Source organism: Streptomyces sp. NPDC039465 (genome assembly GCF_055639315.1).
The window spans coordinates 659,794-685,582 of record NZ_JBVKAP010000003.1; the positions used below are offsets into that span (position 1 = coordinate 659,794).

At 70.0% G+C, this 25,789-nt stretch carries 21 protein-coding genes; 8 read left to right on the forward strand and 13 right to left on the reverse strand.

Annotated elements, in window-relative coordinates; genetic code table 11:
* Positions 1-85: 85 nt before the first annotated feature.
* The 7 genes from ACZ7LT_RS13410 to ACZ7LT_RS13440 form a co-directional block, all read right to left on the reverse strand.
* Positions 86-1,291, reverse strand: a complete 1,206-nt coding sequence (locus ACZ7LT_RS13410; RefSeq protein WP_385146712.1) for an acyl-CoA dehydrogenase family protein — start codon at positions 1,289-1,291, stop codon at positions 86-88.
* A gap of 2 nt (positions 1,292-1,293) precedes the next feature.
* Positions 1,294-1,818: a MaoC family dehydratase gene (locus tag ACZ7LT_RS13415; protein ID WP_260226712.1), complete on the reverse strand. Its 525-nt coding sequence runs from the start codon at positions 1,816-1,818 to the stop codon at positions 1,294-1,296.
* Positions 1,819-1,822: 4 nt separating this feature from the next.
* Positions 1,823-2,839: an HpcH/HpaI aldolase/citrate lyase family protein gene (locus tag ACZ7LT_RS13420; RefSeq protein ID WP_471236139.1), complete on the reverse strand. Its 1,017-nt coding sequence runs from the start codon at positions 2,837-2,839 to the stop codon at positions 1,823-1,825.
* The gene (locus ACZ7LT_RS13425; RefSeq protein ID WP_471236140.1) at positions 2,836-4,848 is read right to left on the reverse strand and encodes a protein meaA; all 2,013 of its coding nucleotides are present in this window, start codon (positions 4,846-4,848) and stop codon (positions 2,836-2,838) included. Before ACZ7LT_RS13425 ends, ACZ7LT_RS13420 begins: the two co-directional genes overlap by 4 nt.
* 17 nt (positions 4,849-4,865) lie before the next feature.
* On the reverse strand, positions 4,866-6,203 hold the full coding sequence (gene ccrA / locus ACZ7LT_RS13430) for a crotonyl-CoA carboxylase/reductase (protein ID WP_471236141.1): 1,338 nt from the start codon (positions 6,201-6,203) through the stop codon (positions 4,866-4,868).
* 395 nt (positions 6,204-6,598) lie between these two features.
* Entirely contained in the window at positions 6,599-7,420 is an 822-nt protein-coding gene (locus ACZ7LT_RS13435) for a TetR family transcriptional regulator (protein ID WP_471236142.1), read from the reverse strand.
* 91 nt (positions 7,421-7,511) lie between these two features.
* Positions 7,512-9,293, reverse strand: a complete 1,782-nt coding sequence (locus ACZ7LT_RS13440; protein ID WP_471236143.1) for a 3-hydroxyacyl-CoA dehydrogenase family protein — start codon at positions 9,291-9,293, stop codon at positions 7,512-7,514.
* A gap of 400 nt (positions 9,294-9,693) precedes the next feature.
* Between ACZ7LT_RS13440 and ACZ7LT_RS13445 the strand changes: the two genes are divergently transcribed.
* Positions 9,694-10,269, forward strand: coding sequence for an adenylosuccinate lyase (locus ACZ7LT_RS13445; RefSeq protein WP_471236144.1), 576 nt, complete (start codon positions 9,694-9,696; stop codon positions 10,267-10,269).
* An 84-nt stretch (positions 10,270-10,353) separates the two neighbouring features.
* On the opposite strand, the gene ACZ7LT_RS13450 is transcribed toward ACZ7LT_RS13445, so the two are convergent.
* Together ACZ7LT_RS13450 and ACZ7LT_RS13455 are read right to left on the reverse strand one after the other, a co-directional pair.
* The gene (locus tag ACZ7LT_RS13450) at positions 10,354-10,821 is read right to left on the reverse strand and encodes a GNAT family N-acetyltransferase (RefSeq protein WP_471236145.1); all 468 of its coding nucleotides are present in this window, start codon (positions 10,819-10,821) and stop codon (positions 10,354-10,356) included.
* A 67-nt stretch (positions 10,822-10,888) separates the two neighbouring features.
* Positions 10,889-12,175 (reverse strand): XRE family transcriptional regulator, encoded by a 1,287-nt coding sequence (locus ACZ7LT_RS13455; protein WP_471236146.1) that lies wholly within the window; start codon positions 12,173-12,175, stop codon positions 10,889-10,891.
* 293 nt (positions 12,176-12,468) lie between these two features.
* Between ACZ7LT_RS13455 and ACZ7LT_RS13460 the strand changes: the two genes are divergently transcribed.
* The gene (locus tag ACZ7LT_RS13460; RefSeq protein WP_471236147.1) at positions 12,469-12,651 is read left to right on the forward strand and encodes a hypothetical protein; all 183 of its coding nucleotides are present in this window, start codon (positions 12,469-12,471) and stop codon (positions 12,649-12,651) included.
* 1,330 nt (positions 12,652-13,981) lie between these two features.
* On the opposite strand, the gene ACZ7LT_RS13465 is transcribed toward ACZ7LT_RS13460, so the two are convergent.
* The 4 genes from ACZ7LT_RS13465 to ACZ7LT_RS13480 all read right to left on the reverse strand — a co-directional run bounded on the left by ACZ7LT_RS13465 (position 13,982) and on the right by ACZ7LT_RS13480 (position 16,934).
* Complete coding sequence (locus tag ACZ7LT_RS13465; RefSeq protein WP_471236148.1) at positions 13,982-14,965, reverse strand: hypothetical protein; 984 nt, start codon at positions 14,963-14,965, stop codon at positions 13,982-13,984.
* Entirely contained in the window at positions 14,962-15,207 is a 246-nt protein-coding gene (locus ACZ7LT_RS13470) for a hypothetical protein (protein ID WP_471236149.1), read from the reverse strand. Before ACZ7LT_RS13470 ends, ACZ7LT_RS13465 begins: the two co-directional genes overlap by 4 nt.
* Positions 15,208-15,543: 336 nt before the next feature.
* The gene (locus ACZ7LT_RS13475; protein WP_471236150.1) at positions 15,544-15,774 is read right to left on the reverse strand and encodes a hypothetical protein; all 231 of its coding nucleotides are present in this window, start codon (positions 15,772-15,774) and stop codon (positions 15,544-15,546) included.
* Positions 15,775-15,899: 125 nt separating this feature from the next.
* On the reverse strand, positions 15,900-16,934 hold the full coding sequence (locus tag ACZ7LT_RS13480) for an Rv2578c family radical SAM protein (protein WP_471236151.1): 1,035 nt from the start codon (positions 16,932-16,934) through the stop codon (positions 15,900-15,902).
* A gap of 149 nt (positions 16,935-17,083) precedes the next feature.
* Here ACZ7LT_RS13480 and ACZ7LT_RS13485 point away from each other — a divergent pair, with 149 nt between their 5' ends.
* The 6 genes from ACZ7LT_RS13485 (at position 17,084) to ACZ7LT_RS13510 (ending at position 25,782) form a co-directional block, all read left to right on the forward strand.
* On the forward strand, positions 17,084-17,527 hold the full coding sequence (locus ACZ7LT_RS13485) for an SRPBCC family protein (RefSeq protein ID WP_471236152.1): 444 nt from the start codon (positions 17,084-17,086) through the stop codon (positions 17,525-17,527).
* A 192-nt stretch (positions 17,528-17,719) separates the two neighbouring features.
* A complete protein-coding gene (locus ACZ7LT_RS13490; protein WP_471236153.1) occupies positions 17,720-20,122 on the forward strand; it encodes an MFS transporter in 2,403 nt (800 codons plus the stop codon).
* Positions 20,123-20,279: 157 nt separating this feature from the next.
* Positions 20,280-22,742, forward strand: coding sequence for an ATP-binding SpoIIE family protein phosphatase (locus tag ACZ7LT_RS13495; RefSeq protein ID WP_471236154.1), 2,463 nt, complete (start codon positions 20,280-20,282; stop codon positions 22,740-22,742).
* Between the two features lie 78 nt (positions 22,743-22,820).
* Entirely contained in the window at positions 22,821-23,549 is a 729-nt protein-coding gene (locus tag ACZ7LT_RS13500; protein ID WP_471236155.1) for a class I SAM-dependent methyltransferase, read from the forward strand.
* A 75-nt stretch (positions 23,550-23,624) separates the two neighbouring features.
* A complete protein-coding gene (locus ACZ7LT_RS13505; RefSeq protein ID WP_471236156.1) occupies positions 23,625-24,458 on the forward strand; it encodes a M55 family metallopeptidase in 834 nt (277 codons plus the stop codon).
* A complete protein-coding gene (locus ACZ7LT_RS13510; protein WP_471236157.1) occupies positions 24,451-25,782 on the forward strand; it encodes a M20/M25/M40 family metallo-hydrolase in 1,332 nt (443 codons plus the stop codon). Before ACZ7LT_RS13505 ends, ACZ7LT_RS13510 begins: the two co-directional genes overlap by 8 nt.
* Positions 25,783-25,789: the final 7 nt, after the last annotated feature.

A 25,789-nucleotide genomic window follows, 5' to 3' on the forward strand; every position in this document is an offset into this window, starting at 1 on the left:
AAGCCGAGTCGGTCGGCCGGAAACCCTCGGCAAACACTGCCAGGGTGTGATCTTCTTCGCGGCCGAACCGACTCAAACGCGACAATCAACCCTGGAAGCGGTACTCCTCGAGCAGCCGGCGACCGATGATCATTTTCTGGATCTCGGCGGTACCTTCACCGATGAGCAGCATCGGAGCCTCACGGTAGAGGCGCTCGATCTCGTACTCCTTCGAGAAGCCGTATCCGCCATGAATACGGAACGCGTCCTCCACGACTTCCTTGCAGTATTCGGAGGCGAGGTACTTCGCCATCCCTGCTTCGAGGTCGTTTCGTTCCCCGGAGTCCTTTTTGCGTGCTGCGTTCACCATCATGGCATGAGCGGCCTCGACCTTGGTAGCCATCTCGGCAAGCTTGAACTGAATGGCCTGGTGCTGGGCGATCGGCTTGCCGAAAGTGTGACGCTGCTGGGCATACGAGACACCCAGTTCGAACGCACGCTGCGCGACACCACAGCCACGCGCCGCGACATTGACGCGGCCGACCTCGACGCCGTCCATCATTTGGTAAAACCCTCGGCCGGTGGTGCCGCCGAGCACCCGATTGGCCGGAATGCGCAGTCCGTCCATGATGAGCTCGGTGGTGTCGACACCCTTGTAACCCATCTTGTCGATCTTCCCCGGGATGGTGAGGCCCGGACGGACCTCTCCGAAGCCCGGCTCCTTCTCGACGAGGAAGGTCGTCATCGACTTGTGGGGCGCGGTCCCCTCGGGGTGTCCTTCGTCACTTCGGACGAGAACGGCCACCAGCGTTGACGTTCCGCCGTTCGTCAGCCACATCTTCTGGCCGTTCAGGACGTACTCGTCGCCGTCCTTCACCGCCTTCGACGTGATGGCCGACACATCCGAGCCGAGGCCCGGCTCCGACATCGAGAACGCGCCACGCGTCTCGCCGGCCGCCATCCGCGGAAGGAAGTAGTCCTTCTGCTCCTGCGTGCCGTGCTGCTTCAGCATGTACGCCACGATGAAGTGCGTGTTGATGATGCCGGAGACCGACATCCAGCCACGCGCGATCTCCTCCACGCACAGCGCGTAGGTGAGCAGCGACTCACCCAGACCGCCGTACTCCTCGGGGATCATCAGACCGAAGAGGCCGAGCTCCTTGAGCCCGTCGACGATCTGCTGCGGGTACTCGTCACGGTGCTCCAGCTCGGTCGCGACCGGGATGATCTCCTTGTCGACGAACTCCCGGACGGTCTTGAGGATCTCCTGCTGGACGTCCGTGAGCCCGGCGGTCTGGGCGAGTCGGGCCATTGCTACTTCTCCGTCTTCTTGGAGGGCTCGATGAGCTCGGGGCGGCCGGGCTGCTCGCCGCCGCGCTCCTTGATGTACGTCTCGGTGGGCACCATCACCTTGCGGCGGAAGACGCACACCAGCGTGCCGTCCTGCTTGTAGCCCTTGGTCTCGACGTACACGATGCCGCGGTCGTTCTTCGACTTCGAGGGGGTCTTGTCGAGGACCGTGGTCTCGCCGTAGATGGTGTCGCCGTGGAAGGTCGGCGCCACGTGCCGCAGCGACTCGATCTCCAGGTTGGCGATCGCCTTGCCCGAGACGTCCGGCACGGACATGCCGAGCAGCAGCGAGTAGATGTAGTTGCCCACCACGACGTTCTTCCCGAAGTCCGTCGTGTTCTCCGCATAGTTGACGTCCATGTGGAGGGGGTGGTGGTTCATCGTCAGCAGGCAGAAGAGGTGGTCGTCGTACTCGGTGACCGTCTTCCCGGGCCAGTGCTTGTAGACGGCGCCGACTTCGAACTCTTCGTAGGTGCGGCCGAACTGCATCGGATCAGGCCTCCGGGATCTCGAACTTGCTGGTGCGCTGCATACCGGCGGCGCGTCCCTTGCCGGAGATGACCAGCGCCATCTTGCGGCTCGCCTCGTCGATCATCTCGTCGCCGAGCATCGCCGAGCCCTTCTTCCCGCCGGCCTCGGAGGTGTAGTAGTCGTACGCGTCCAGGATCAGCTCGGCGTGGTCGAAGTCCTCCTGCGACGGCGAGAAGATCTCGTTGGCCGCGTCGACCTGGCCCGGGTGCAGCACCCACTTGCCGTCGAAGCCCAGGGCCGCGGCGCGCTGGGCGACCGCCTTGTAGCCCTCGACGTTCTTGATCTGCAGGTAGGGGCCGTCGATCGCCTGGAGGTTGTTGGCGCGGGCGGCCATCAGGATCTTCATCAGGATGTAGTGGTAGGCGTCCGCCGGGTAGCCGGGCGGCTGCTCGCCGACGACCAGCGACTTCATGTTGATGGAAGCCATGAAGTCGGCCGGGCCGAAGATGATCGTCTCGACGCGCGGGGAGGCCTGCGCGATCGCGTTGACGTTGTTGAGGCCCTGGGCGTTCTCGATCTGCGCCTCGATGCCGATCTTGCCGACCTCGAAGCCCATCGTCTTCTCGATCTGGGTGAGCAGCAGGTCGAGCGCGACGATCTGCTGGGCGTCCTGGACCTTCGGCAGCATGATGCAGTCGAGGTTCTGGCCGGCGCCCTCGACGACGGTGACGACGTCACGGTACGTCCAGTGGGTCGTCCAGTCGTTGACCCGGACGACCCGGGTCTTGCCGGTCCAGTCGCCCTCGTTGAGGAACTTCACGATGGTGTGGCGGGCCTCGGGCTTGGCCAGCGGCGCGCAGGCGTCCTCCAGGTCCAGGAAGACCTGGTCGGCCGCGAGGCCCTGGGCCTTCTCCAGGAAGCGCGGGTTGGAGCCGGGGACGGCGAGGCAGGAGCGGCGCGGCCGGAGCCGGTTGAAAGAAGAGGGGTCGGTCGCGGAGCGGCCGTCAGGCAGGGCGGTGGTGGGCGACGGGCGGGTCATGCGGGGACCTCCAGAGGGTCGAGCTTGTTCGCTTTCCGGATCTCGTCGACGATACGGCCGATGATCTCCGTGATCCCGAAGTCCTTCGGGGTGAAGACGGCGGCCACACCCGCTCGCTTCAGATCTGCGGCGTCGGCGTTGGGGATGATCCCGCCGACGATGACCGGAATGTCGGAGGCGCCCGCCTCGCGCAGCCGGTTCAGCACGTCCGGCACCAGCTCCGCGTGCGAGCCGGACAGGATGGACAGGCCCACGCAGTGCACGTCCTCCGCGAGCGCGGCGCTCACGATCTGCTCGGGGGTGAGCCGGATGCCCTGGTAGACGACCTCGAATCCGGCGTCACGCGCGCGTACGGCGATCTGCTCGGCGCCGTTGGAGTGCCCGTCCAGGCCCGGCTTGCCCACCAGGAGCCGCAGCCGCCCGGAGCCGAGCTCGTCGGCCGTACGGGACACCTTCTCGCGGACCAGCGCCAGCGGCGTGCCCCGCTCGGCCGTGACCGCGACCGGGGCCGAGGAGACGCCGGTGGGGGCCCGGAACTCGCCGAAGACGTCCCGCAGCGCCCAGGACCACTCGCCGGTGGTGACCCCCGCACGGGCGCACTCCAGCGTCGCCTCGAAGAGGTTGCCGTCGCCGGCCGCCGTCGCCTTCAGCGCCGCCAGGGCCTCCTGGGCGCGCGGCTCGTCGCGGTTGTCCCGCCACTCGTGGAGCTTGGCGACCACCCGGGCCTCGTTCGCCGGGTCGACGGTCATGATCGCCGTGTCGAGGTCCGCGGTGAGCGGGTTCTCCTCGGTCGTCTCGAAGATGTTGACGCCGACGATCTTCTCGTCGCCGGCCTCGATCCGGGCGCGCCGCTCGGCGTGCGAGGAGACCAGCTGCGACTTGAGATAGCCCGACTCGACGGCGGCCATCGCGCCGCCCATCTCCTGGATCCGGTCGATCTCCGCCAGGCACTCGGTGACCAGCGCATCCACCTTCGCCTCGATGACGTGCGAGCCGGCGAAGATGTCGTCGTACTCCAGCAGGTCCGACTCGTGGGCCAGGACCTGCTGGATGCGCAGCGACCACTGCTGGTCCCACGGCCGCGGCAGCCCCAGCGCCTCGTTCCAGGCCGGCAGCTGCACGGCACGCGCGCGTGCGTCCTTGGAGAGCGTCACGGCCAGCATCTCAAGGACGATCCGCTGGACGTTGTTCTCGGGCTGGGCCTCGGTCAGACCGAGCGAGTTGACCTGGACGCCGTAGCGGAACCGGCGCTGCTTGGCGTCCTCGATCCCGTACCGCTCCCGGGTGACCTTGTCCCAGATACGGCCGAAGGCGCGCATCTTGCACATCTCCTCGATGAAGCGGACGCCCGCGTTCACGAAGAAGGAGATGCGCGCCACGACCTCGCCCTTGCGGTCCTCGGGGACCTGGCCGGAGGCGAAGACCGCGTCCAGCACCGCGATGGCGGTGGACATCGCGTACGAGATCTCCTGGACCGGAGTGGCCCCCGCCTCCTGCAGGTGGTAGCTGCAGATGTTGATCGGGTTCCACTTCGGGATGTGGTTCACCGTGTAGGTGATCATGTCCGTCGTCAGCCGCAGCGACGGGCCGGGCGGGAAGACGTGCGTCCCGCGCGACAGGTACTCCTTCACGATGTCGTTCTGGGTGGTGCCCTGGAGCCTGGAGATGTCCGCGCCCTGCTCCTCGGCCACCACCTGGTAGAGCGCCAGCAGCCACATCGCCGTGGCGTTGATGGTCATCGAGGTGTTCATCTGTTCCAGGGGGATGTCCTGGAACAGCCGGCGCATGTCACCGAGGTGCGAGACCGGCACCCCGACCCGGCCGACCTCGCCGCGGGCGAGGATGTGGTCGGGGTCGTACCCGGTCTGGGTCGGCAGGTCGAACGCGACCGACAGACCTGTCTGGCCCTTGGCGAGGTTGCGCCGGTACAGCTCGTTGGACGCCTCGGCGGTCGAGTGACCGGCGTAGGTCCGCATGAGCCACGGCCGGTCCTTCTGACGCTCTGTCATGACGTGTGTGTCGCCTCTCAGATGTTCCGGAAGCGGTTGATGGCGTCGATGTGCTTGTCGCGCATCTCCTGGTCGCGCACGCCCAGGCCCTCCTCGGGGGAGAGGCAGAGCACGCCGACCTTGCCCTGGTGGAGGTTGCGGTGGACGTCGTAGGCGGCCTGTCCGGTGTCCTCCAGGGAGTAGACCTTGGAGAGCGTCGGGTGGATCTTGCCCTTGGCGATCAGCCGGTTGGCCTCCCAGGCCTCACGGTAGTTGGCGAAGTGCGAGCCGATGATGCGCTTCAGCGACATCCACAGGTAGCGGTTGTCGTACTCGTGCATGTAGCCCGAGGTGGAGGCGCAGGTGGTGATCGTGCCGCCCTTGCGGGTGACGTAGACCGAGGCGCCGAAGGTCTCGCGGCCGGGGTGCTCGAAGACGATGTCGATGTCCTCGCCGCCGGTCAGCTCGCGGATGCGCTTGCCGAAGCGCTTCCACTCCTTGGGGTCCTGGGTGTGCTCGTCCTTCCAGAACTTGTAGCCCTCGGCGTTGCGGTCGATGACCGCCTCGGCGCCCATGGCGCGGCAGATGTCGGCCTTCTCGGGGCTGGAGACGACACAGATCGGGTTGGCGCCGCCGGCCAGCGCGAACTGGGTGGCGTACGAACCGAGGCCGCCACTGGCGCCCCAGATCAGGACGTTGTCGCCCTGCTTCATGCCGGCGCCGTTGCGGGAGACCAGCTGGCGGTAGGCGGTCGAGTTGACCAGGCCGGGCGACGCCGCCTCCTCCCAGCTGAGGTGGTCCGGCTTGGGCATCAGCTGGTTCGACTTGACCAGGGCGATCTCCGCGAGGCCGCCGAAGTTGGTCTCGAAGCCCCAGATCCGCTGCTCGGGGTCGAGCATCGTGTCGTTGTGGCCGTCCGAGGACTCCAGCTCGACGGAGAGGCAGTGCGCGACGACCTCGTCGCCCGGCTTCCAGGAGTTGACGCCCGGGCCGGTGCGCAGGACGACGCCCGCGAGGTCGGAGCCGATGATGTGGTACGGCAGGTCGTGGCGCTTGGTGAGCTCGGAGAGGCGTCCGTAGCGCTCCAGGAAGCCGAAGGTGGACAGCGGCTCGAAGATCGAGGTCCACACGGAGTTGTAGTTGACCGAGGAGGCCATCACGGCCACCAGGGCCTCGCCCGGGCCGAGCTCCGGGACCGGGACCTGGTCGAGGTGGAGCGACTTGCGCGGGTCCTTGTCGCGGGTGGCGAGACCGGCGAACATCTCGGTCTCGTCCTTGTGCACGGTCACCGCGCGGTAGGACTCGGGCAGGGGAAGAGCGGCGAAGTCCGCGGACGTGGAGTCCGGCGACTGAATCGCGTCCAGGATTTCCTTCACGGGGTGCCTCCGGTGAATCGCGTCCCATGGGGGACGCCGAGGGGAACATCGGGATGCTGCTGTGGAGGTGTGCCGTCGGTTCGGCTGGGGTGGAGCTGGCAGCGCGGGGTGGTGCGCGGAAGTTGCCTGTGACGCAGGCGCCCGGGCGCACAAGCCGAGGAGCTTGTGGGGACAGCCGGCGCGCGAGGTGAACTCTGCGCGCCGACCGCCCGGACACCCTCAACGTATGGCACGCCGTGTCACCTGGCAAGGCACTGGGTGCCAACAATTTCACTCAGATGCAATCTGCTGGTCACAGATGAGCGATGATCGATCGAAGGGGCGAAGAAAAGGCGAACAAAAACGGCGAAGGCCGCCCGAACCGGGCGGCCTTCGCCATGCTGTCGCGGAGCGGATCAGCCGCTCCTGAGCGCCTGCCGGATCGTCCGCATGACCTCGTCCAGCGGCGCGTCCGTACGGGCCACCGCCACCAGCACCTCACCCTCGACGGAGGCCGTCGCCGCCCCGTCCACGGCGGTGGTGGCCGGCGCCGCGCTCGGCCGCCCGGCGCCTATCCCCGTACCGAAGGTGTCCCGGACGATCGCGAAGGCGTGGTCCAGCTGAGCCTCCACGTCGCCCTGGCCGCCCGCCCGCAGCCAGCGGCGCAGCACGTGGTTGTGGGCGGTGACCACCGCGGACGCGGCCACCTCCGCGAGCAGCGGGTCGTCGTTGCCGTCGTGGTGGTCCCGCTCGTCGAAGTGGCCCAGCAGATACCGCGTGAACAGCCGCTCGTAGCGGGCCACCGAGGCGATCTCCCGCTCCCGCAGGGTCGGCACCTCACGGGTCAGCCGGTAGCGCTCCACCGACACCGCCGGTGAGGCGGCGTACATCTTCATGACTTCCTTGATGCCCCGGCAGACCGTGTCCAGCGGATGCTCGTGCGCGGGTGCGGCGTTGAGCACCGCCTCCGCCCGCACCAGCGTGTCGTCGTGGTCCGGGAAGATCGCCTCTTCCTTCGACCGGAAGTGCCGGAAGAACGTCCGGCGGGCGACGCCTGCGGTGGCGGCGATCTCGTCGACCGTCGTCGCCTCGTAGCCCTTCGTCGCGAACAGTTCCATGGCCGCCGCGGCCAGTTCGCGGCGCATTTTGAGCCGCTGGGCGGCGGCACGGGTGCTCGCGGCGGATTCCGGGGCGTCGGACGCGGACGTGGCACGGGGTGTCTTGGCGGGCTGGGACATGTCCTGAACGTACTGCATTCGTGCAGGAGAGCGCGCCTGCGGGGCCGGGCCGCCTGAAGGACCGAGCAGCCCGCCCCACCCCGCCCCGGGATCAGCGGCGGGCATATTCGCGGAAGCCGCGCCCCGTCTTGCGGCCCAGGCAGCCCGCGGCCACCAGGTGCTCGAGCAGCGGCGCGGGCGCCAGGCCCGGGTCGCGGAACTCGCGGTGCAGCACCTGCTCGATGGCGAGCGACACGTCGAGCCCGACCACGTCGAGGAGCTCGAACGGACCCATCGGGTAGCCGCCGCCCAGCTTCATCGCCGCGTCGATCTCGTCCAGCGAGGCGTAGTGCTCCTGGACCATCTTGATCGCGTTGTTGAGGTACGGGAACAGCAGCGCGTTCACGATGAAGCCGGCGCGGTCGCCGCAGTCCACCGGGTGCTTCCTGATCTTCGTGGTGACCTCGCGGACCGTGGCGTGCACGTCGTCCGCGGTCAGGACCGTACGGACGATCTCGACCAGCTTCATCGCCGGGGCCGGGTTGAAGAAGTGCATCCCGATGACGTCCTGCGGGCGCGAGGTGGCCCGGGCGCAGGCGACCACCGGCAGCGAGGAGGTCGTGGTGGCGAGCACCGCGCCCGGCTTGCAGATCTTGTCGAGGGTGGCGAAGAGCTGCTGCTTGATCTCCAGGTCCTCGGCGACGGCCTCCACGGCCAGGTCGACCTCGGCGAACGCGTCCAGCGAACCGGCCGGGGTGATCCGCGCCAGGGTCTCCTCCCGGGCCTCGGCGGTCATCCGGCCCTTGTCGACCGAGCGGGCCAGGGACTTGGCGATCCGCGCCTTGGCGGTGTCGGCCTTCTCCTGCGAACGGGCCGCGAGGACGACGTCGTAGCCCGCCTTGGCGAAGACCTCGGCGATCCCCGAGGCCATCGTCCCGGACCCGGCCACGCCCACCGAGCGGACCTCGCGCCCGGCGCCCGCGACCGCGGACTCCAGCGGGGTCAGCGCGTCCCGCACGACGGCCGCGGAGCCCGGCGCCTCGTACGTGTAGAAGCCGCGGCCCGCCTTGCGGCCGGTCAGCCCCGCCTCACTGAGCTGCTTGAGGATGGGCGCCGGGGCGTGCAGCCGGTCCCCGGACTCGGCGTACATCGCCTCCAGGACGGTACGCGCGGTGTCGATGCCGACCAGGTCGAGCAGGGCCAGCGGCCCCATCGGCAGCCCGCAGCCCAGCTTCATCGCCGCGTCGATGTCCTCGCGGGAGGCGTACTTCGCCTCGTACATCGCGGCCGCCTGGTTGAGGTAGCCGAAGAGCAGCCCGTCCGCGACGAATCCGGGCCGGTCGCCGACCGCGACGGGCTCCTTGCCGAGCTCGTGCGCGAGCCGGGTGACCGCCTCGACGGCCGGCGGCGCGGTCAGCACCGAGGAGACCACCTCGACCAGCTTCATCGCCGGGGCCGGGTTGAAGAAGTGCAGCCCGATGACCCGCTCGGGGTGGGCCGACTCGGCGGCCAGCCGGGTCACCGACAGGGCGTTGGTGCCGGTGGCGAGGATGGCGTCGGGGCGGACGATCCCGTCCAGCGCGGCGAACACCTGCTGCTTGATCTCGTACGACTCCGGGACGACCTCGATCACGAGATCGGCGTCGGCGGCGGCGTGCAGGTCGGAGAAGGTACGGAACCGGGCGAGCACGTCGCTGCGCTCCTCCTCGGTGATCCGCTCACGGGCGACGGCGCGGGCGGTGGAGGCCTCCAGGGCGGCGACGGCCCGGCGGGCGGCGGCGTCGCTGATGTCGATGCCGATGACCTCACGGCCGGCCCGGGCCAGGACATCGGCGATACCGGTGCCCATCGTGCCCAGACCGACGACGGCGATGGTGGAGAGAGGGGTGTCCATCACGGGACTCCAGGGTGAGTGACGACTGAAGGCGAGGAGCGCGCGGACCGGCCGCCCAATAGGCGGGCCGGGCGCGGAGGGTGGAGATCGCGCCGATGCGCATCACAAGGGGTGCGGCGCATCACAGAGAGGTGCGGATCGCGGTGAACAGGACGCGCGCCGAGCGCGGGCCGTCCTGCGAAGAACCGACGGACTCTGTCCCGGAGTCCCGCCGTACACATGCCAAACCGACAAGCTCCCCGCGCGGCTGCGTCACCAGGCCGCCCGGAGTTTTGCGGGTGTGTCCCGCTCACTTGAGATTAACCGGCGAGTAACGAGCGCGCCAGCCCTGGTGCCCGGTGGCCTGATGTGATCTGGATCGCCGGACGTATCACCCGGATGCGTCGATACGCTGACCGTCATGGACGAGGAGTTCAGGTCACTCACCGACCGGCTGCGGGACGAGGCGGCCGACGACCCGGTGGCGTACGAGCAGCTGGTCGCCACCGGGGACCAGGACCGGCTGGCCCAGGTCCTCACCGCCCCGCGCCAGCCCCTGTGGGCGCGCGAGATCGCCGCCTTCCGGCTCGGCGTCGCCGGGGACCGGCGCGCCTTCGAGGCGCTCGTGCTACTCCTCAACCACCGCGACCCCGAACGCTGCGTCTCCGCCGCCCACGCCCTGACCCGGCTCGGCGACCCCCGCACGGCCCGGGCCGCCGCCGCCCTCGCCACCAACGAACTGCGCGTCGCCTACGCGCTGGTGCCGGTCCGCCTGCTCGCCACCCTGCGCGCCCCCGAGTCCCTGCCGGCGCTGCTGACCGTCCTGGAGCGCCGCCTCGCCCCCGAGGATCCGTACTGGCGCCTCGGTCTGGCCTGTGTGGAGGGCCTCGGCACCCTCGGCGACCGGCGCGCCCGCCCGCTGCTGATCGAGGCCGCGGCCCATCCCCGGCTGGGACGGGCGGCGGAAGGGGCGCTGAAGCGGCTCACGGAAGGCTGAAGCGGCTCACAGAAGAGTGAGCTGGGTGGCCTCCGCGCCGGGGTGCGCGCTCTCCTCGTCGGTGGGCCGCCGTGGTCGCGCCGGTCAGCGAATGGGGCGGATCATCACGGTGAGGAGTGGCGAGGCCGGTGATGGCTGACTTTGCCCGATGTCCTCGTACCCCCATGACCGGTAGAGGGCGTGCACCTTCCCGTCACCAGCGGCCGGGTTGACCATGAGCGTCACGAATGGCTCGTCGCGAGCGTCGAGGAGGGCGTCATGGATGCGCCGGGAGGCGCCGGTGCCGCGCCACGCGGGGCGTACGCCGATCTCCTTCAGCGCCAGCGCGGGACGCCCGGTGTACTCCTCGGTCGGCGCCGGGGTGGTGCGCTGCCAGTACCGGTCACCGTGCTCGATGGTGTTGCCGTAGGCGTAGCCGACCGGGTGCCCGTCCGCGTAGGCGAGGACGGCCGTGAACCCCGGCTCGCCGCCGTGTCGGTCCAGGCGCTCGCCGAACGCGGTGACCGCATAGTTCGGCAGGTGGAGGAGCGGGGCGCGCACGTCGGTGTCCACGTCGAAGAGATCACCGCGGACGGTGTCGAGGGTGGTGAATGTGCGCGGTTCGATGGCGGGGCCGTGGTCATGTGGTGGTCCTCCAGGTGGCGGCGTGCTCGGCCCAGGTCCGCACGGCGGAGCTGCCCGGCGCGGTGGCGCGCAGTGCGGCCCCGAACTCTTGCAGCATGCGTGTCACCCGGGCGTGTTGGGCAGCGATGTCGGAGGGGACCTTCATCGCCGTGGCGATGGCTGGTTCGATATCGCCTTGCCCGAGTTGGGCGGCGGCGAGCCGGACGGTGTTGATGGCGCGGTCGCGCCGCATCTGAGGGCGGAGCAAGGTCAGGCTCCGGTGAGCATGCGTTTCGGCCTGTTCGAAGTTTCCGAGGCGAAGGTGCGCGGCGAGAGCGAGCGTTTCCAGCTCTGATCCGTCACGGACTCCAGTCATCCACACCGGTCGAGCGAGACCCGGATCGGCGCGTTCGAGTGCGTCCTGAGCGCAGCCGAGAGTGCGCTGTACGGCCGTTGTGTCGCCGGTGAGGCCGAGGGTGGCAGCCTGGCGGGCATGTCCCAGGCAGGCGAACAGGGGGTCACGGCGTGTGAGGTGCAGGTTGCGGGCGACGTCGTTCGCGGCGAGGGCGTCTGCGGGGCGGCCCATGTGTCGGTACAAGGTTCCCGCGTGACTCCAGATGCGGAACTTGATCGCCTGATCGCCGGACATCTCGGCGAGGGCTTGGGCCTCACGCATGTGCGCCTTGGCGTTGTCGTAACGGCGGCCGTCGATGGCGGCCCACATCGCCGAGGAGCGGAACGCGGCTGCGGAGGCGTAGAGGTTGCTGCGAACGCGCTGGCTGGCGCTGCCTGCGTTCTGGAGGTTCAGCGCTTCGTCGGCGAGCGCGGCGGCACGCTGCTCGATCCCGAGTTGTCCGCCGTGGCGCTGGTCACTGGCGATGATCTCAGTGAAGCGCTTCTGTAGACGGTCGACGTCGCTCATGCCAATACGGCGGGGTGCTGCGGTGCCGGGCGCGGCTGCTGCTACGGCGGCAGCCGCTGCAATGCCGCCGACGAGGGTACGGCGCTTCATGTCGCTGTCCTCCTGCTGCGGTGGGGCTGGGCTGGACGGAGTCCGGCACCGTGGCACGAACCCTAAGGCGGTGGCGGGAAGGCCCGTGACCTTCTCCAGCCCCGCGCGAGTGGCCGACTTCGGCCACCGCACACGGCCCGCTTTCCAGTCCCGGACGGTCGAGCCGTCCAGGCCGCCGACCTTGCCTGTGATGTTTCCGATCGCGTCGTTTACCGCGCGGGCCAGGGTGTTGGAGCTGTGGCCGTGCTCCTCCATCCACGCCTCAAGGAGCGTGTTTCGCGTGGTGCCCATGACCGCACGGTAGGGGGTTTTGCACGCACCGTCAGGTAAACGGAGGTTCAAATCACCCTAGGGCGTTCGGTGGGAAGCCCCAGGGATCGTGCTAACCAGCGCAAGGGGAGCAGGCGTTACCTGGTCGTACGGCGGTCCGTCCCCCCTCCCCGTGGCGGATGGGCCGCCCTCCATATCGGCTACGGACACGAGGCGCGGAGATGACCACGCACGCGCAGCAGTACGACTCGATCTCACGCCGGGGTCTCGCGATTCCCGGCAATCGTCCGGCGGTTGGCTCCATAGTGCGGGCCGTGGACGCTGACGGGCTCCTCGTCGGCCGCGTCGTTCGGTACGGCGGGCTGAGCGACCCGTTCCCCGGCACCCCGTACGTGGTGACGCTGGGCAGTGCGGATCCGGCGTGGATCGCGGATCCCGAGTACCTGCGGGAGGCGACCGGCGAGGAGATCGCCCGCGCTCGTGGGGGTGCATCGTGATGGCCCTGGTGGACGCGCCCGCGCTGGTGCTGGAGCGGCTGAGTCACTGGCAGCGTTGCGGGTCGTCCTGCTGCTGGTGCTCGTACGACGCTGACGACGAGTACCCCGTCCCGCTCCTCCGTGCGGCTGGTGTCCGCCTGCGGGCGTGCGAGACGTGCGCGGGCGCGTATGGGATCACACCCGTGGAGGTGGCGCCGTGACCGGAGAGATGCGCCCCGCTGGTGTGGGCGATGAGGTCACGTTCGATGAGTCCGGCCGTGTGGCGGTGCTGTCCGACATCGAGCGGAGTGCGTACGTGCTGCGGTGGCCAGGCGGATCGCGGACGTGGACGGTTCCGCGACACGTTGTTCTGCGGGTGGCGAGGACGTTGGACGAGCGGCGTGCGGCGGGTGATCTCGCGTGAGCGCGTGGGCGGGGAAGCCGAGCCCCGTGCGGTGCGGGCGCGGCACGCGCGGCCGTCGACCGGCGGGGACCACGTCGGGCGCGCCGGGTGCTCTGGCGCTGCTCGGGAGCGCCCCGCCCGTCGGGATCGAGCGGCCGGACGCCGACCCAGAGGGGGCGGCCGCGGCGAGACCCGCATGAGCCGGACCGCGCCACACCCGGGCGGCTGGGCCCAGCTGTCCCCCTGACTCCGGCTGCGCGCGGTGCCCCCGTGAAACCCGTACGCCGCCGGTCTCCACTCCATCTCAGGCGGTGGGGCGCCCCCCATGCCCTGCCCGCTGGCCCGGGACGGCACGACTCCCGTCCTGTGGTGAGAGGCACGGCGGCCCGGAGGCGTCCCCCGTCGCCCCCCGGCCGCCCCTCTTCCCGCATGGAGCACGGCCGGACACCGTTGGAACACGATCGAAGGGAACCGCTCGTGACCATCGCTCTGGAGGTACCACAACAGCCGCTGCGCCCATGTTCTTTGAACTGGAGATCACCGGTCGCTGTCAGCTCACGTGCCCCCAGCGTGTCGCGGCACTCACTGTGTCCCACGCTTCGTGTCGCTTTACGCGGCGGCCGAGCCTCGGCACTGTGTCGCGTTTCGGTGAACCATCCTGTTCCTTTTCAGGGGTTCCGGTGTGACGGAGGTCATGGCGTGCGGTGGGCCGGAATCTGACTATACGTGGCTCGCTCTGCCGCCGAGGCGGGCTCGACGGTCTCGCTCAGCTCGTTCGGCGCGCATGGTGGTGGTACTGCCTCCGTCGCCTGTCTGCACGGAAGTCCTCGTGACTTCGTCGAGTGCCGCCACCTTGCGCACGAACTCCGTGGCGAGACGGCTCAGCAACTCCCGCTCTCCAGTTATTCCCTCACGGCACGATCTACCGCGAGGGAAGCGCAGCAGCTGCTACGACAGTTCTTTCTCGACGAGCCGGAGGTAGCTGAATGGATGCTCTTGCTTTTTCTGGATCGCAGGACGAATCTCGCGAGTGGCGATATTGAACCCGATGCTTCCGGCGATTCCGGCTACCCATCCGAGGTCTGGCACAACCAAGGCTCCGACTGCTGCGGTGCTCATTGCCACCGTGACTGAGACGGATCTGGTGATCCACGCCATGCGACTGCTTTTTACGGCTTCTTGATAGTCGGCTCGCGCCTGGGTAAGTTCCTTGCGCATGCGTTGAAGAACGTCGGCCGGGTGTTCCCAATGCCGGTTGAGCTCGCTGAGCATGGCTTGGGTTGCGTCGACCAAACGCTCTCGCTCGGAGGTGTATTTTTCTCGAAAATCCAAGACCTCGGAGGTCGGGGTGCCCGGTGCCGGCATGGGCAGCATGCGACCCAATTCCACGCGCCAAGCCGTTACCTTGCGGAAGTCTGGCCTCAGTGATACTTCGTCAGCAGTTTGCTGATCGGTGTAAGGCGTGTAGGAGAGGTCCTGCGTCGAGCGGGCAACTTCCTGCGCCATGGTGCCGGCCAGGACGAGCAGCGCCTTCTCAGGAATGACGAGATATCCGAAGTTTGGCCGCTCTGGAAAGCGCCTACGTCGGGCTACACCGAGTGCGACGAGCCCCTGTTCGAGCCCGAACCCGATTTTCCCACCCTCGTCGAGGTACACAGGGCGGCCTCTATGCGGACCGATCGCGTGTAGCTGATCGACCAGCCCGGGAAAATCCTGAATTTCCCTATTGGCTAGCAGGTGGTAATGACGCTTGAGGCTAATAGGGTTGTAGAATCCCCGGTCCTTGAGATCTCGCAGAGGGCCCGTGATCGTGTGTTCGTACGTTTCTTGTCTCTCCGACACCATCGAAGCGAGGCCGTCCCAGTACAGCAAGGCTTCGTGGACCACTTTTAGCGGAGGCTTAGCCAGCGGGTAGTAGAGAAGTGTGGTCATTTGTCCTCCTTGACGCTGGGTAATGCTTGCGATCGCAGGAAGCAGACGTGGAACCCGGCCGGCAGCGACTGGGGCTTCGCGGCCGTCGATCCCCCATGCGAGGGGCACCACGGCTGGGTGTCCGACCGGATGGCGAGCGCATTGCCGTTGTTCCCGCTGACGCTGGTGATCACATCGGCTCGGACGATCTCCGGGGTCAGGTTGCCGCCCGTGGGCTGCGTGAGGACCCGGATGGTTGCCATAGTGTCCCGTCCTGCGTGATCGGCGAGTTCTCGTCCATGATTGCGGTCCGCACGGGCATCCGGGCCGAGACGGCCTAAATTGCACGACCCGTAGAGGGCCGTCCCGCTGCAGGCAGCGGGGGACGTTGTCGTCCTGGGCGGCCTGTTGCCTCAGCCGCTGGATCTCCTCGTGCCGGGCCGTGAGCCGGGAGACGGCAAGCGTCTTGAACGCGGTGAGCTCGGCCAGCGCCTCGTCCCGTTTCGCGATCCGTTCCTTGAGTTCGGCGACCTGGGCCTTGAGCCGTTCGATCTGCGACGTCCGGGGGTCAGGGGCCTCGCCCGCGTCGCGCTAAGCCTTCAGGCGACGCTCGAACTCCTCGCCGCGCGGTGCTGGTAGGGGCCGGGGCGGGTGGTGCCGTCGCGGTTCTTCTTGGGGAAGAAGCCGGTCCGGGTCACCCCCGCTTCGGCGGCCAGGGTCTTGAGGTCGCACTTGCCGCCGGGCGGGGGTTCGCCCCGCAGCAGCCGGTCCATCGCGGCGCGGATCGCCTCCTCGTTGCGGGCCCGGTCCGCGTCACTGATCCGTGGCATGTCACTGACCTCCGCTCGGTGTACCGGCCGCCGTCATGATCTCGTCCACCACCCGCTGGGCTCGCTCCACCTCGGGTTCGAGCCGCTTCTTCTCGCCCTTGGGGCTCACAGAAGGCTGAAGCGGCTCACAGAAGGGTGAGCTGGGTGGCCTGCGCGCTGGGGTGCGCGCTCTCCTCGTCGGCCGGGATGCGCCGGGGCGCGCCCCGGCGGGCCGGTCCGATGCCGTACTCCGCCGCCAGTTCGTGCACCTGACGGGTGATCCGGCGCTGGTACCAGGTGGGGGCGTACGCCCCGCCCGCGTACATCCGCTCGTAGCGGCCGACCAGCTCGGGGTGGTGCCGGCCCAGCCACTGCATGTACCACTCACGGGCGCCGGGGCGCAGATGCAGGACGAGCGGGGTGACCGAGGACGCCCCGGCCGCCGCGATCGCGCGGACCGTTGCCCGTAGCTGTTCGGGCCGGTCGCCGAGGAAAGGGATGACCGGTGCCATCAGAACCGAGCAGCCGATGCCGTGGTCGGTCAGGGTCCGTACGACGTCCAGGCGGCGCTCGGGCGAGGGGGTGCCGGGCTCGACCGTCCGCCACAGTTCCTGGTCGGTGAAGCCGACCGAGACGGAGATGCCCACCTCGGTCACCTCCGCCGCCTGCCGCAGCAGCTCCAGATCGCGCAGGATCAGCGTCCCCTTGGTGAGGATCGAGAACGGGTTCGCGTGGTCGCGCAGCGCGGCGAGGATGCCCGGCATCAGCCGGTAGCGGCCCTCCGCCCGCTGGTAGCAGTCGACGTTCGTGCCCATCGCGACGTGCGCGCCCTGCCACGTGCGGGAGGCGAGCTGACGGCGCAGCAGCTCCGGCGCGTTGATCTTCACCACGATCTGGGAATCGAAGCCGAGCCCGGTGTCGAGGTCCAGATAGCTGTGGGTCTTGCGGGCAAAGCAGTACACGCAGGCGTGGGTGCAGCCGCGGTAGGGGTTGACCGTCCACTCGAACGGCATCCGGGAGGCGCCCGGCACCCGGTTGAGGATCGAGCGGGCCCGCACCTCGTGGAAGGTGATCCCGCGGAACTCCGGCGTGTCGAAGGTACGGGTGGTCACGGCGTCCGCGCCGAAGAGCGCGGTGTCCCGGGCCGCTGCGGGGTTCTCGGCCAGATGGTCCCAGCGCATGGACGCCTCCTCGGTGGCGGTAGTGCCCGTACAATAGAACACACGTTCCCATGATCGTGCGAGTCGGCGGCCCGACCCGGATTTGGGCGCCTCCAGCGCGGGTGGTTGGCTGGGGGCACCCCTGAGGAACAAGTGCTGGAGGAACAGGCATGGCGCAGGTCGAGGCCACCACGGAGCGGATCATCGCGGCGGACGCGGAGGCGGTGTTCGACGCTCTCGCCGACTATCAGGACACCCGCGCGAAGCTGCTCCCGGAGCACTTCAGTGAGTACGAGGTGCGCGAGGGTGGCGACGGCGAGGGCACCCTCGTCCACTGGAAGCTCCAGGCGACCAGCAAGCGCGTCCGTGACTGTCTCCTGGAGGTCACCGAGCCCACCGACGGGCAGCTCGTCGAGAAGGACCGCAACTCCTCGATGGTCACCACCTGGACCGTCACGCCGGCCGGCGAGGGCCGCTCCCGCGCCGTCGTCACCACCGTCTGGAACGGTGCGGGCGGGATCGGTGGCTTCTTCGAGAAGACCTTCGCCCCCAAGGGACTTGGCCGCATCTACGACAGCGTGCTCGCCAACCTCGCCGCCGAGATGGAGAAGTAGCCCGCGGTACGCACCGCCACAGGTCACCGGTTCGGGTGGTTCTGTCCACCGGACCGGTGCCCGCCGCAGGGGCTCCGACCGGCGCATAAGCCGGATCCCGCACGCCTGGGGCGCACCTTGTCCCGCTTGCCCTCAGTTGTCGCGTAATGCGAGAAATGGGCCCGCGCAGGCGCGACGAAGGGGAGCTAAGACGTGGGCGGGACCACCCTGGTGAAGGACGAGCGGACGGACCCCGCACCCCCGACCGGCGCCCCCGGAAGCGGCACGCCCTCATGGGCCGTCTCCCCGGACCCCCTCCCCGCTCCGCCCGGCCGGGGCCGCGTCCGGCTCGTCTTCCTCGCCCTGATGCTCGCGCTGCTCCTCGCCGCGCTGGAGCAGATGATCGTCGCCACCGCCCTGCCGGAGATCGTCGGCGACCTCCAGGGCATGGACCGGATGTCCTGGGCCATCACCGCCTATCTGCTCGCCGCCACCCTCACCCTGCCCCTCTACGGCAAGCTCGGCGACCTCCACGGCCGCAAGGGCGTCTTCCAGTTCGCCATCGTCGTCTTCGTCGCCGGCTCCGCGCTGGCCGGCTGGTCCCGCACCATGGACCAGCTCATCGCCTTCCGCGCGCTCCAGGGCGCCGGCGCCGGGGGCCTGCTGATCGGCGTCCAGGCGATCGTCGCCGACATCGTCCCGGCGCGGCAACGCGGCCGGTTCATGGGGCTGATCGGTGCCGTCTTCGGCCTCGCCTCGGTCGCCGGGCCACTGCTCGGCGGCTTCTTCACCGACCAGGTCTCCTGGCGCTGGTGCTTCCATGTCAACGTCCCCTTCGGCCTGGTCACCTTCGCCGTCGTCGCCTTCGCCCTCGAACTCCCCAGGCCCACCACCCGCGCCCGGTTCGACGTCCTGGGCGCGCTGCTGCTCACCGCTGCCTCCACCTGCCTGGTCCTGCTGACCAGCTGGGGCGGCACCACCCACGCCTGGGACTCCCACGTCATCCTCGGACTGGCCGCCGGGGCGGCCGGAACGACCCTGCTGTTCCTCGTCGTCGAGGCATGGGTGCCCGAACCCCTCGTGCCGCTGCGGCTGTTCCGTGACGCAGTCTTCAACGTCACCAGCCTGATCGGCGCCGTCGTCGGGGTCGCGCTGTTCGGCGCCGCGAGCTACCTGCCCACCTACCTCCAGATGGTCGAAGGCGCCACCGCCACCGAGTCCGGGCTGCTCATGCTGCCCCTGATGGGCGGCATCGTCCTCGCCTCGATCATCTCCGGGCACCTCATCAGCCGCACCGGCCACTACAAGATCTATCCCGTGCTCGGCGGCGCCCTCTCCGTCGCCGGCATGTGGCTGCTCTCCCGCCTCGGCACCGACACCCCCCGCCTCGACCTCGCGCTCTGGCAGGGCGTCCTCGGCGTCGGCATCGGCCTCGTGATGCCGGTCCTCGTCCTCGCCGTGCAGAACGCCGTACCCCCCGCCGACCTCGGCACCGCCACCAGCGCCCACACCTACTTCCGTCAGATCGGCGGCAGCGTCGGAGCCGCCGTCTTCGGCACCCTCCTCGCCGAACGGCTCGTCCAAGCGCCGGCCGAGCGGCTCCCCGGCGGCACGCCGCTGCCCGATGTGCGATCCCTGACCCCGCAGACCGTGCACGCACTGCCGCCTGCCCTGCGCGACGGATACATCCAGGCCTACGCCGACGCGATGCCGCGCATCTTCCTCTTCCTCGTGCCGGTGCTCGTACTCGGACTGTTCCTCGCCTTCTTCCTCAAGGAGAAACCGCTGGTGTCCCAGAACGCCCCCACCGCCCCGGCCGCCACCGTCCCCGCGGCCCGCAGCGCACAGAGCCCCCGGTCGGGCGTCCCGGTCTGCGGCACCGTCCAGCACCACGAGGGCACCAGCGTCCCGCGCGCCGCCCTCACCCTCATCGACGGCCGCGGACAGCAGGTCGGACGCGGCGCCGGCGGCGAGGACGGGCGGTACGCCCTGAGCGTCCCCGGACCCGGCTCGTACGTCCTGATCGCCGCGGCCTGCGGACACCAGCCGCAGGCCGTCACCGTCACCGTCGGCGAACGCCCGGTCGAACTCGACCTCGTCCTCGGCGGCGCCGGACGCCTCACCGGGACCGTCACCACCGCCGACGGCAGCCCCGTACGCGACGCAGCCGTCACCCTCACCGACGTCCGCGGCGAGGTCGTCGCGAGCGCCCGCAGCGGCCGCGAAGGCGGCTACGTCCTCACCGAGCTCGTCGCCGGGGAGTACACCCTCGCCGCGAGCGCCCCCGCCTTCCGGCCCACCGCGCTGGCCGTCACCGTCCACGCCGCCCGCGAGACCCGGCAGGACATCGAACTCGCCGGCGGGGCCATGCTGCGCGGGACCGTACGGGCCGGCGCCGGACGGCCAGTAGAGGAGGCCCGGATCACGCTCCTGGACGCGGCCGGCAACGTCGTCGACACCCTCACCACCGGCCCCGACGGCACCTTCCGCTTCGTGGACCTGTCCTCCGGCGAATACACCGTGATCGCCGCGGGCTACCCGCCGGTGGCGACCGTCCTCCAGGTCGCGGGCGGCGGACGCACCGAACGCGACCTCCAACTGGGCCACGAGGACTGACCCTTCCCAGCGCGACATTTCGTGCCACTGTCGTGCCGCTTCCGCCGTACGGGCCCGGGCCGGCGGGATTCCCTTGATGCCCGGCGCACAACCGGCGCGAACCCCTACCGTGGAGTCACATGCCGCGGACCTTGCGGCCGGAAGGAGCCTGCCCGTCATGGACCGTGGAGTTCCGCCGCAGCGGCAGCCGCTCCCCGCGGCAGGCCGGATCCCGCTCGCCGTCGTCGTGGTCGACGGACAGGGCCTGGTCTCGCACTGGTCCACCGGCGCCCGCCGGCTCTTCGGACCCGACCGCCATGACGCGGTCGGCCGGCCCGCCATGGACCTGCTGCCCGTCAGCGGCGCGCTCCCCGACCCGGAGCCGTACGACACCGACGGGCCCCACCGCGCGGACGGGTCCCGCCGGCCGTACGACGGCCTCGGCCCCGGCCTCGACGCCTCCCTCGGCGGGCGCTCCTCCTACCCCACCGCGGGCCGCGCCCGCCTCACCGACGGCCCCGGCGACGACCGGGTCGACGTGCTGTGGTGGGCGTACCCCCTGGTCGGCCCCGGCCGTGAACGGCTGCTCGTCCTCGCCGCCGACGCCGGACAGTTCCGCCGCACGGACACCACCGGCGGACGGCCCGTCGAACGCATCGCACCCGGCTTCGCCCTGCACACCGACTTCCCCGGCTCCGAGGAACTCGCCCGGCGGCTGCCCGAGATCCTGCCGAGCATGAGCGTGCGTGAATCCACCCGGATCGTCGCCCAGATCCTTGAACTGGGCTATCCCGTCCTGGAGTTCAGCCACCACGACCGCGTCCCGGTCACCCCCGACTGGGGCGTGCCCCGGCGGGCCGCACGCCCCGCCACCGCGGGGAGAGCCGCGCCGGAACACGCCGAAGACCCCACCCAGGAACAGGACCTCGAATACGCGGCCGTACGCGAGCGGCTCGAGTTCCTCAACGAGGTCTCCGGCCGGATCGGCTCCTCCCTCGACCTCGCCCTGACCATCCGCGAGGTCAGCGCCGCCGTCGTGCCCCGCTTCACCGATGTCGCCGGCACCTATCTGCGCGAACAGGTCGTCGCCGGCGAGGGCTTCCCGGACGGGCCGCCGGACGCCACGACCATGTGGCACCGGGTCGCCGTCGAACACGTCGACGCGCCGGGACGCTGGGACGATGTCGTCCCGGTCGGCGAATCCATGCCGTTCCCCGAACACACGCCGTTCTTCCGCTGCATGACCACCGGCGAGCCCGTCCTCGTCCCGCGCATCAGCGAGGAGATGGGCACCGCCATCGCCGCGCAGTTCGAAAAACGCGACATCCGGCCCCTGATCAACGGCCGGTCCATGCTGGTCGTACCGCTCAAGGCCCGCCACGTCGTGCTCGGCTTCATGATCCTGCTGCGCCACCCCGGCCGCGCCGCCTTCCACGACATGGACCGCGTCACCGGCGCCGAACTGGCCGCCCGCGCCGGGCTCGTCCTCGACAACGCCCGGATGTACACCCACCAGGAGAACGTCGCCGAGACGCTCCAGGACTCGATGCTGCCGCAGATCACCCCGCGCATGGCGGGCTGCGACATCGCGACCCGCTATCTGCCGGGGACGCTCCTCGGCCGGGTCGGCGGCGACTGGTTCGACTCCGTGAAACTGCCCGGCTCACGCACCGCCTTGGTCGTCGGCGACGTGATGGGCCACGGCCTCAACTCGGCGGCGATGATGGGCCAGTTGCGGACCGCCGTGCAGACCATGGCCGCCCTTGACCTGCCCCCGGCGCAGCTGCTGCGCGGCCTGGACGATCTCGCCCAGCGGCTCGGCGAGCACTACCTCGCCACCTGCCTCTACGCCGTGTACGACCCCATCGGCGGCGAACTCCTCATGGCCAACGCGGGACATGTGCCCCCGGTGCTGGTCCGGGCCGCCGACGGTCGCAGCGAACTGCTCGACCTGCCCACCGGCGCGCCCATCGGCGTCGGGGGAGTGCCCTTCGAGACCGTACGGATCCCGGTGGCGCCCGGCGACCGGCTCGTCATGTGCACCGACGGCCTGGTCGAGGTGCGCGGCGAGGACATCGGCGTCGGACTGGCCACCCTGTGCGAGTCGGCCGCGCACCCGGCCGCCTCCATGGACGACGCCTGCGACACCATCATCCGCGCCCTGAACACCCGCGGCGGCCGCAAGGACGACGTCGCCCTGCTGATGGCCCGGCTCACCGGCATCGCCACCGACGACGTGGCCCGCTGGGAGCTGGCCTCCGACCCCGCCGAGGTCCGCCGGGCCCGGCGCCTGGCCCGCGCGCAGCTCGGATCGTGGGGTCTCGGGGCGCTCACCGAGACGGTGGAACTGCTGGTCAGCGAGGTCGTCACCAACGCCGTACAGCATTCGGCCGTGCCTGAGGGCCCGGTCGAGTTGCGGCTGGTCCGCACCGACCGGCTGCTGTGCGAGGTCACCGACGGCGGGCACACGCTGCCGACACTGCTCGCGTCCACCGGTCTGGCCGAGGGCGGACGCGGGCTGAAGGTGGTCAGCCGGCTCGCCCGGGAGTGGGGCGCGAGCCGGGCGGGCGACGGCAAGACCGTCTGGTTCGAGCTGGCGCTGCCGGCCACGCGGCGAGGATCCGCCTCGAACGGCACGTGAAGGTATCTCCCGGGTACTTGTCCGCCCAACCGGTAGGCACTAGACCGATCTTGACGGTCTGTCGGCTGGGGAGTGTTCATGAGCGTGACGAGTCGGTACAGGGACGCCTGGGAGAGCTTCTGGCGTGAGGTGCCCGACGGGACGGGCGAGGTCTTCTGGGACGCCGAACCGTCCCTCACCGCCGGGCTCCATCTGGGGATCTTCGAACCGCGCCTGGCCGAGCCGGGTCTTCCGATGGTCGATCTCGGCTGCGGCAACGGCACCCAGACCCGTTTCCTCGCCGAGCGCTTCTCCCGTGTCGTCGGTGTCGACCTGGCGCCCGCCGCGATCGAGCGGGCCCGCCGCACCCTGCCGGGCGACGGCGGACGGCTGTTCCGGGAACTCGACGCCGTCGACCCGGCGGCCGTCTCCCGGCTCCACGGAGAGCTGGGCGACAGCAACATCTACATGCGCGGTGTGCTCCACCAGTGCGAGCCGCGGGACCGCCAGACCCTCGCCGACTCCGTGGCCCTGCTGCTGGGAGAGCACGGAACGGCCTTCGTCGTGGAGCTCGGCGAGGCGGCCGGGGGGCTGCTGCGGGGACTGGCGCAGAGCCCCGACGGGCCGCCGCCCAAGCTACGGCCGGTGCTACGGCACGGGATCACGCCCGGCGCCATGGACGACGCGGCCGTCCCCGGACTCTTCGCCGCCGCCGGTCTCGACGTCCTCGCCTCCGGCGATCTGCCCCTGATGACCACCGAGCACACCGGCGACGGCGACCGCCTCGAACTGCCATCGAAATGGCTGGTCGTGGGCCGGAACGGGTGACGTCGCAGGTCCATACCACCGACGGTTGTCCACAGGGCTGGCCGGGGTGCCGGGCGGAGCGTACGGTGTCCAGGCATGAAGATCCTCATCAGCGCCGACATGGAAGGCGCCACCGGTGTGACCTGGCCGGCCGATGTGCTGCCCGGCACCGCGCAGTGGGAGCGGTGCCGGTCGATGTTCACCTCGGACGTGAACGCGGCTGTGCTGGGATTCTTCGACGGCGGCGCCGATGAGGTGCTCATCAACGAAGCGCACTGGTCCATGCGCAATCTCCTTCTTGAGCGGCTGGACGAGCGCGCCGAGATGCTCACCGGCAAGCACAAATCCCTCTCCATGGTGGAGGGCGTGCAGCACGGCGACGTCGACGGCATCGCCTTCGTCGGCTACCACACCGGCGCCGGCACCGAAGGCGTCCTCGCCCACACCTATCTCGCCAACTCCCTCACCGGTGTCTGGCTGGACGGCGTGCGCGCCAGCGAGGGCCTGCTGAACGCGCATGTCGTCGCTGAGTACGGCGTCCCCGTCGTCCTCGTCACCGGCGACGACCTGACCTGCGAGGACGCCCTCGGCTACGCGCCCGAGGCGCCGAAGGTCGCCGTCAAGGACCATGTGTCGCGGTACGCGGCCGTGTGCCGCACTCCGGCCCGTACGTCCGCCGCCATCCGCGCCGCGGCCAAGGAGGGAGCGGCCCTGGCCGTACGGCACGAGCCGGTACGCGGCGGGCCGTTCACGATGGAGCTGGAGTTCGATGCTGCCCATCTCGCCGCGGCGGCCACGGTCGTACCCGGGGTACGGACCGGCGCGGAGCGCCGGGTCGCCTACACCAGCGAGACGATGTACGACGCCATCCGCACCTTCAAGGCAGTCACCACCATCGTCTCCGCGGCGCTGGAGGAGCAGTATGGATGACCGTACGGCCGTGACCGACCGGGCCCTCGACGAGGTGGTCGCCTTCACCTCCGACCTGATCCGCATCGACACCACCAACAGAGGCGGCGGCGACTGCCAGGAGCGGCCTGCCGCCGAGTACGCCGCCGAGAAGCTCGCCGAGACCGGCCTCGAACCGGTCCTGCTGGAACGCACGCCGGGCCGTACGAACGTGGTGGCCCGGATCGAGGGCACCGACCCGTCCGCCGACGCCCTCCTCGTCCACGGCCATCTCGACGTCGTCCCGGCCGAGCCCGCCGACTGGAGCGTGCACCCCTTCTCCGGCGAGATCCGCGACGGGGTGGTGTGGGGCCGCGGCGCGGTCGACATGAAGAACATGGACGCGATGATCCTCGCCGTCGTCCGGGACTGGGCCCGCCGTGGCGTCCGCCCCCGCCGGGACGTCGTCATCGCCTTCACCGCCGACGAGGAGGCCAGCGCCGCCGACGGATCCGGCTTCCTCGCCGACCAGCACCCCGCCCTCTTCGAGGGCTGCACGGAAGGCATCAGCGAGTCCGGCGCCTACACGTTCCACGCCGGAGGCGGACTGACGCTCTACCCCATCGCGGCGGGGGAGCGGGGCACCGCCTGGCTCAAACTCACCGCCCACGGCAGGGCCGGCCACGGCTCCAAGGTCAACGACGCCAACGCCGTCAGCCGCCTCGCCGCGGCCGTCTCCCGCATCAGCGACCACCCCTGGCCGGTACGGCTCACCCCCACCGTCCGGGCCGCGCTCGCCGAACTGGCCGCGCTGCACGGCATCGAGATCGACGTGACTGCCCCCGACCTCGACGTGGACGGGCTCCTCGGCAAACTGGGACCGGCCGCCGCCCTCGTCGAGGCGACCGTGCGCAACACCGCGAACCCGACCGTCCTCAAAGCCGGCTACAAGGTCAATGTGATCCCGGGCCACGCCACCGGCTTCGTCGACGGGCGGGTGCTGCCCGGCGCCGAGGACGAGTTCCGTACGACCATGGACCGGCTCACCGGACCCGACGTCGACTGGGAGTACCACCACCGGGAGGTGGCGCTCCAGGCCCCGGTCGACTCGCCCACGTTCGGCAAGCTGCGCGCCGCCGTCGAGCGGTTCGACCCCGACGGCCACGCCGTGCCGTACTGCATGTCCGGCGGCACGGACGCCAAGCAGTTCTCCCGGCTCGGCATCACCGGCTACGGCTTCTCCCCGCTGAAGCTGCCCGTCGGCTTCGACTACCAGGCGCTGTTCCACGGAGTCGACGAGCGGGTGCCCGTGGACGCCCTCCACTTCGGCGTCCGTGTCCTCGACCACTACCTGCAGTCCGCATAGGGGGAAT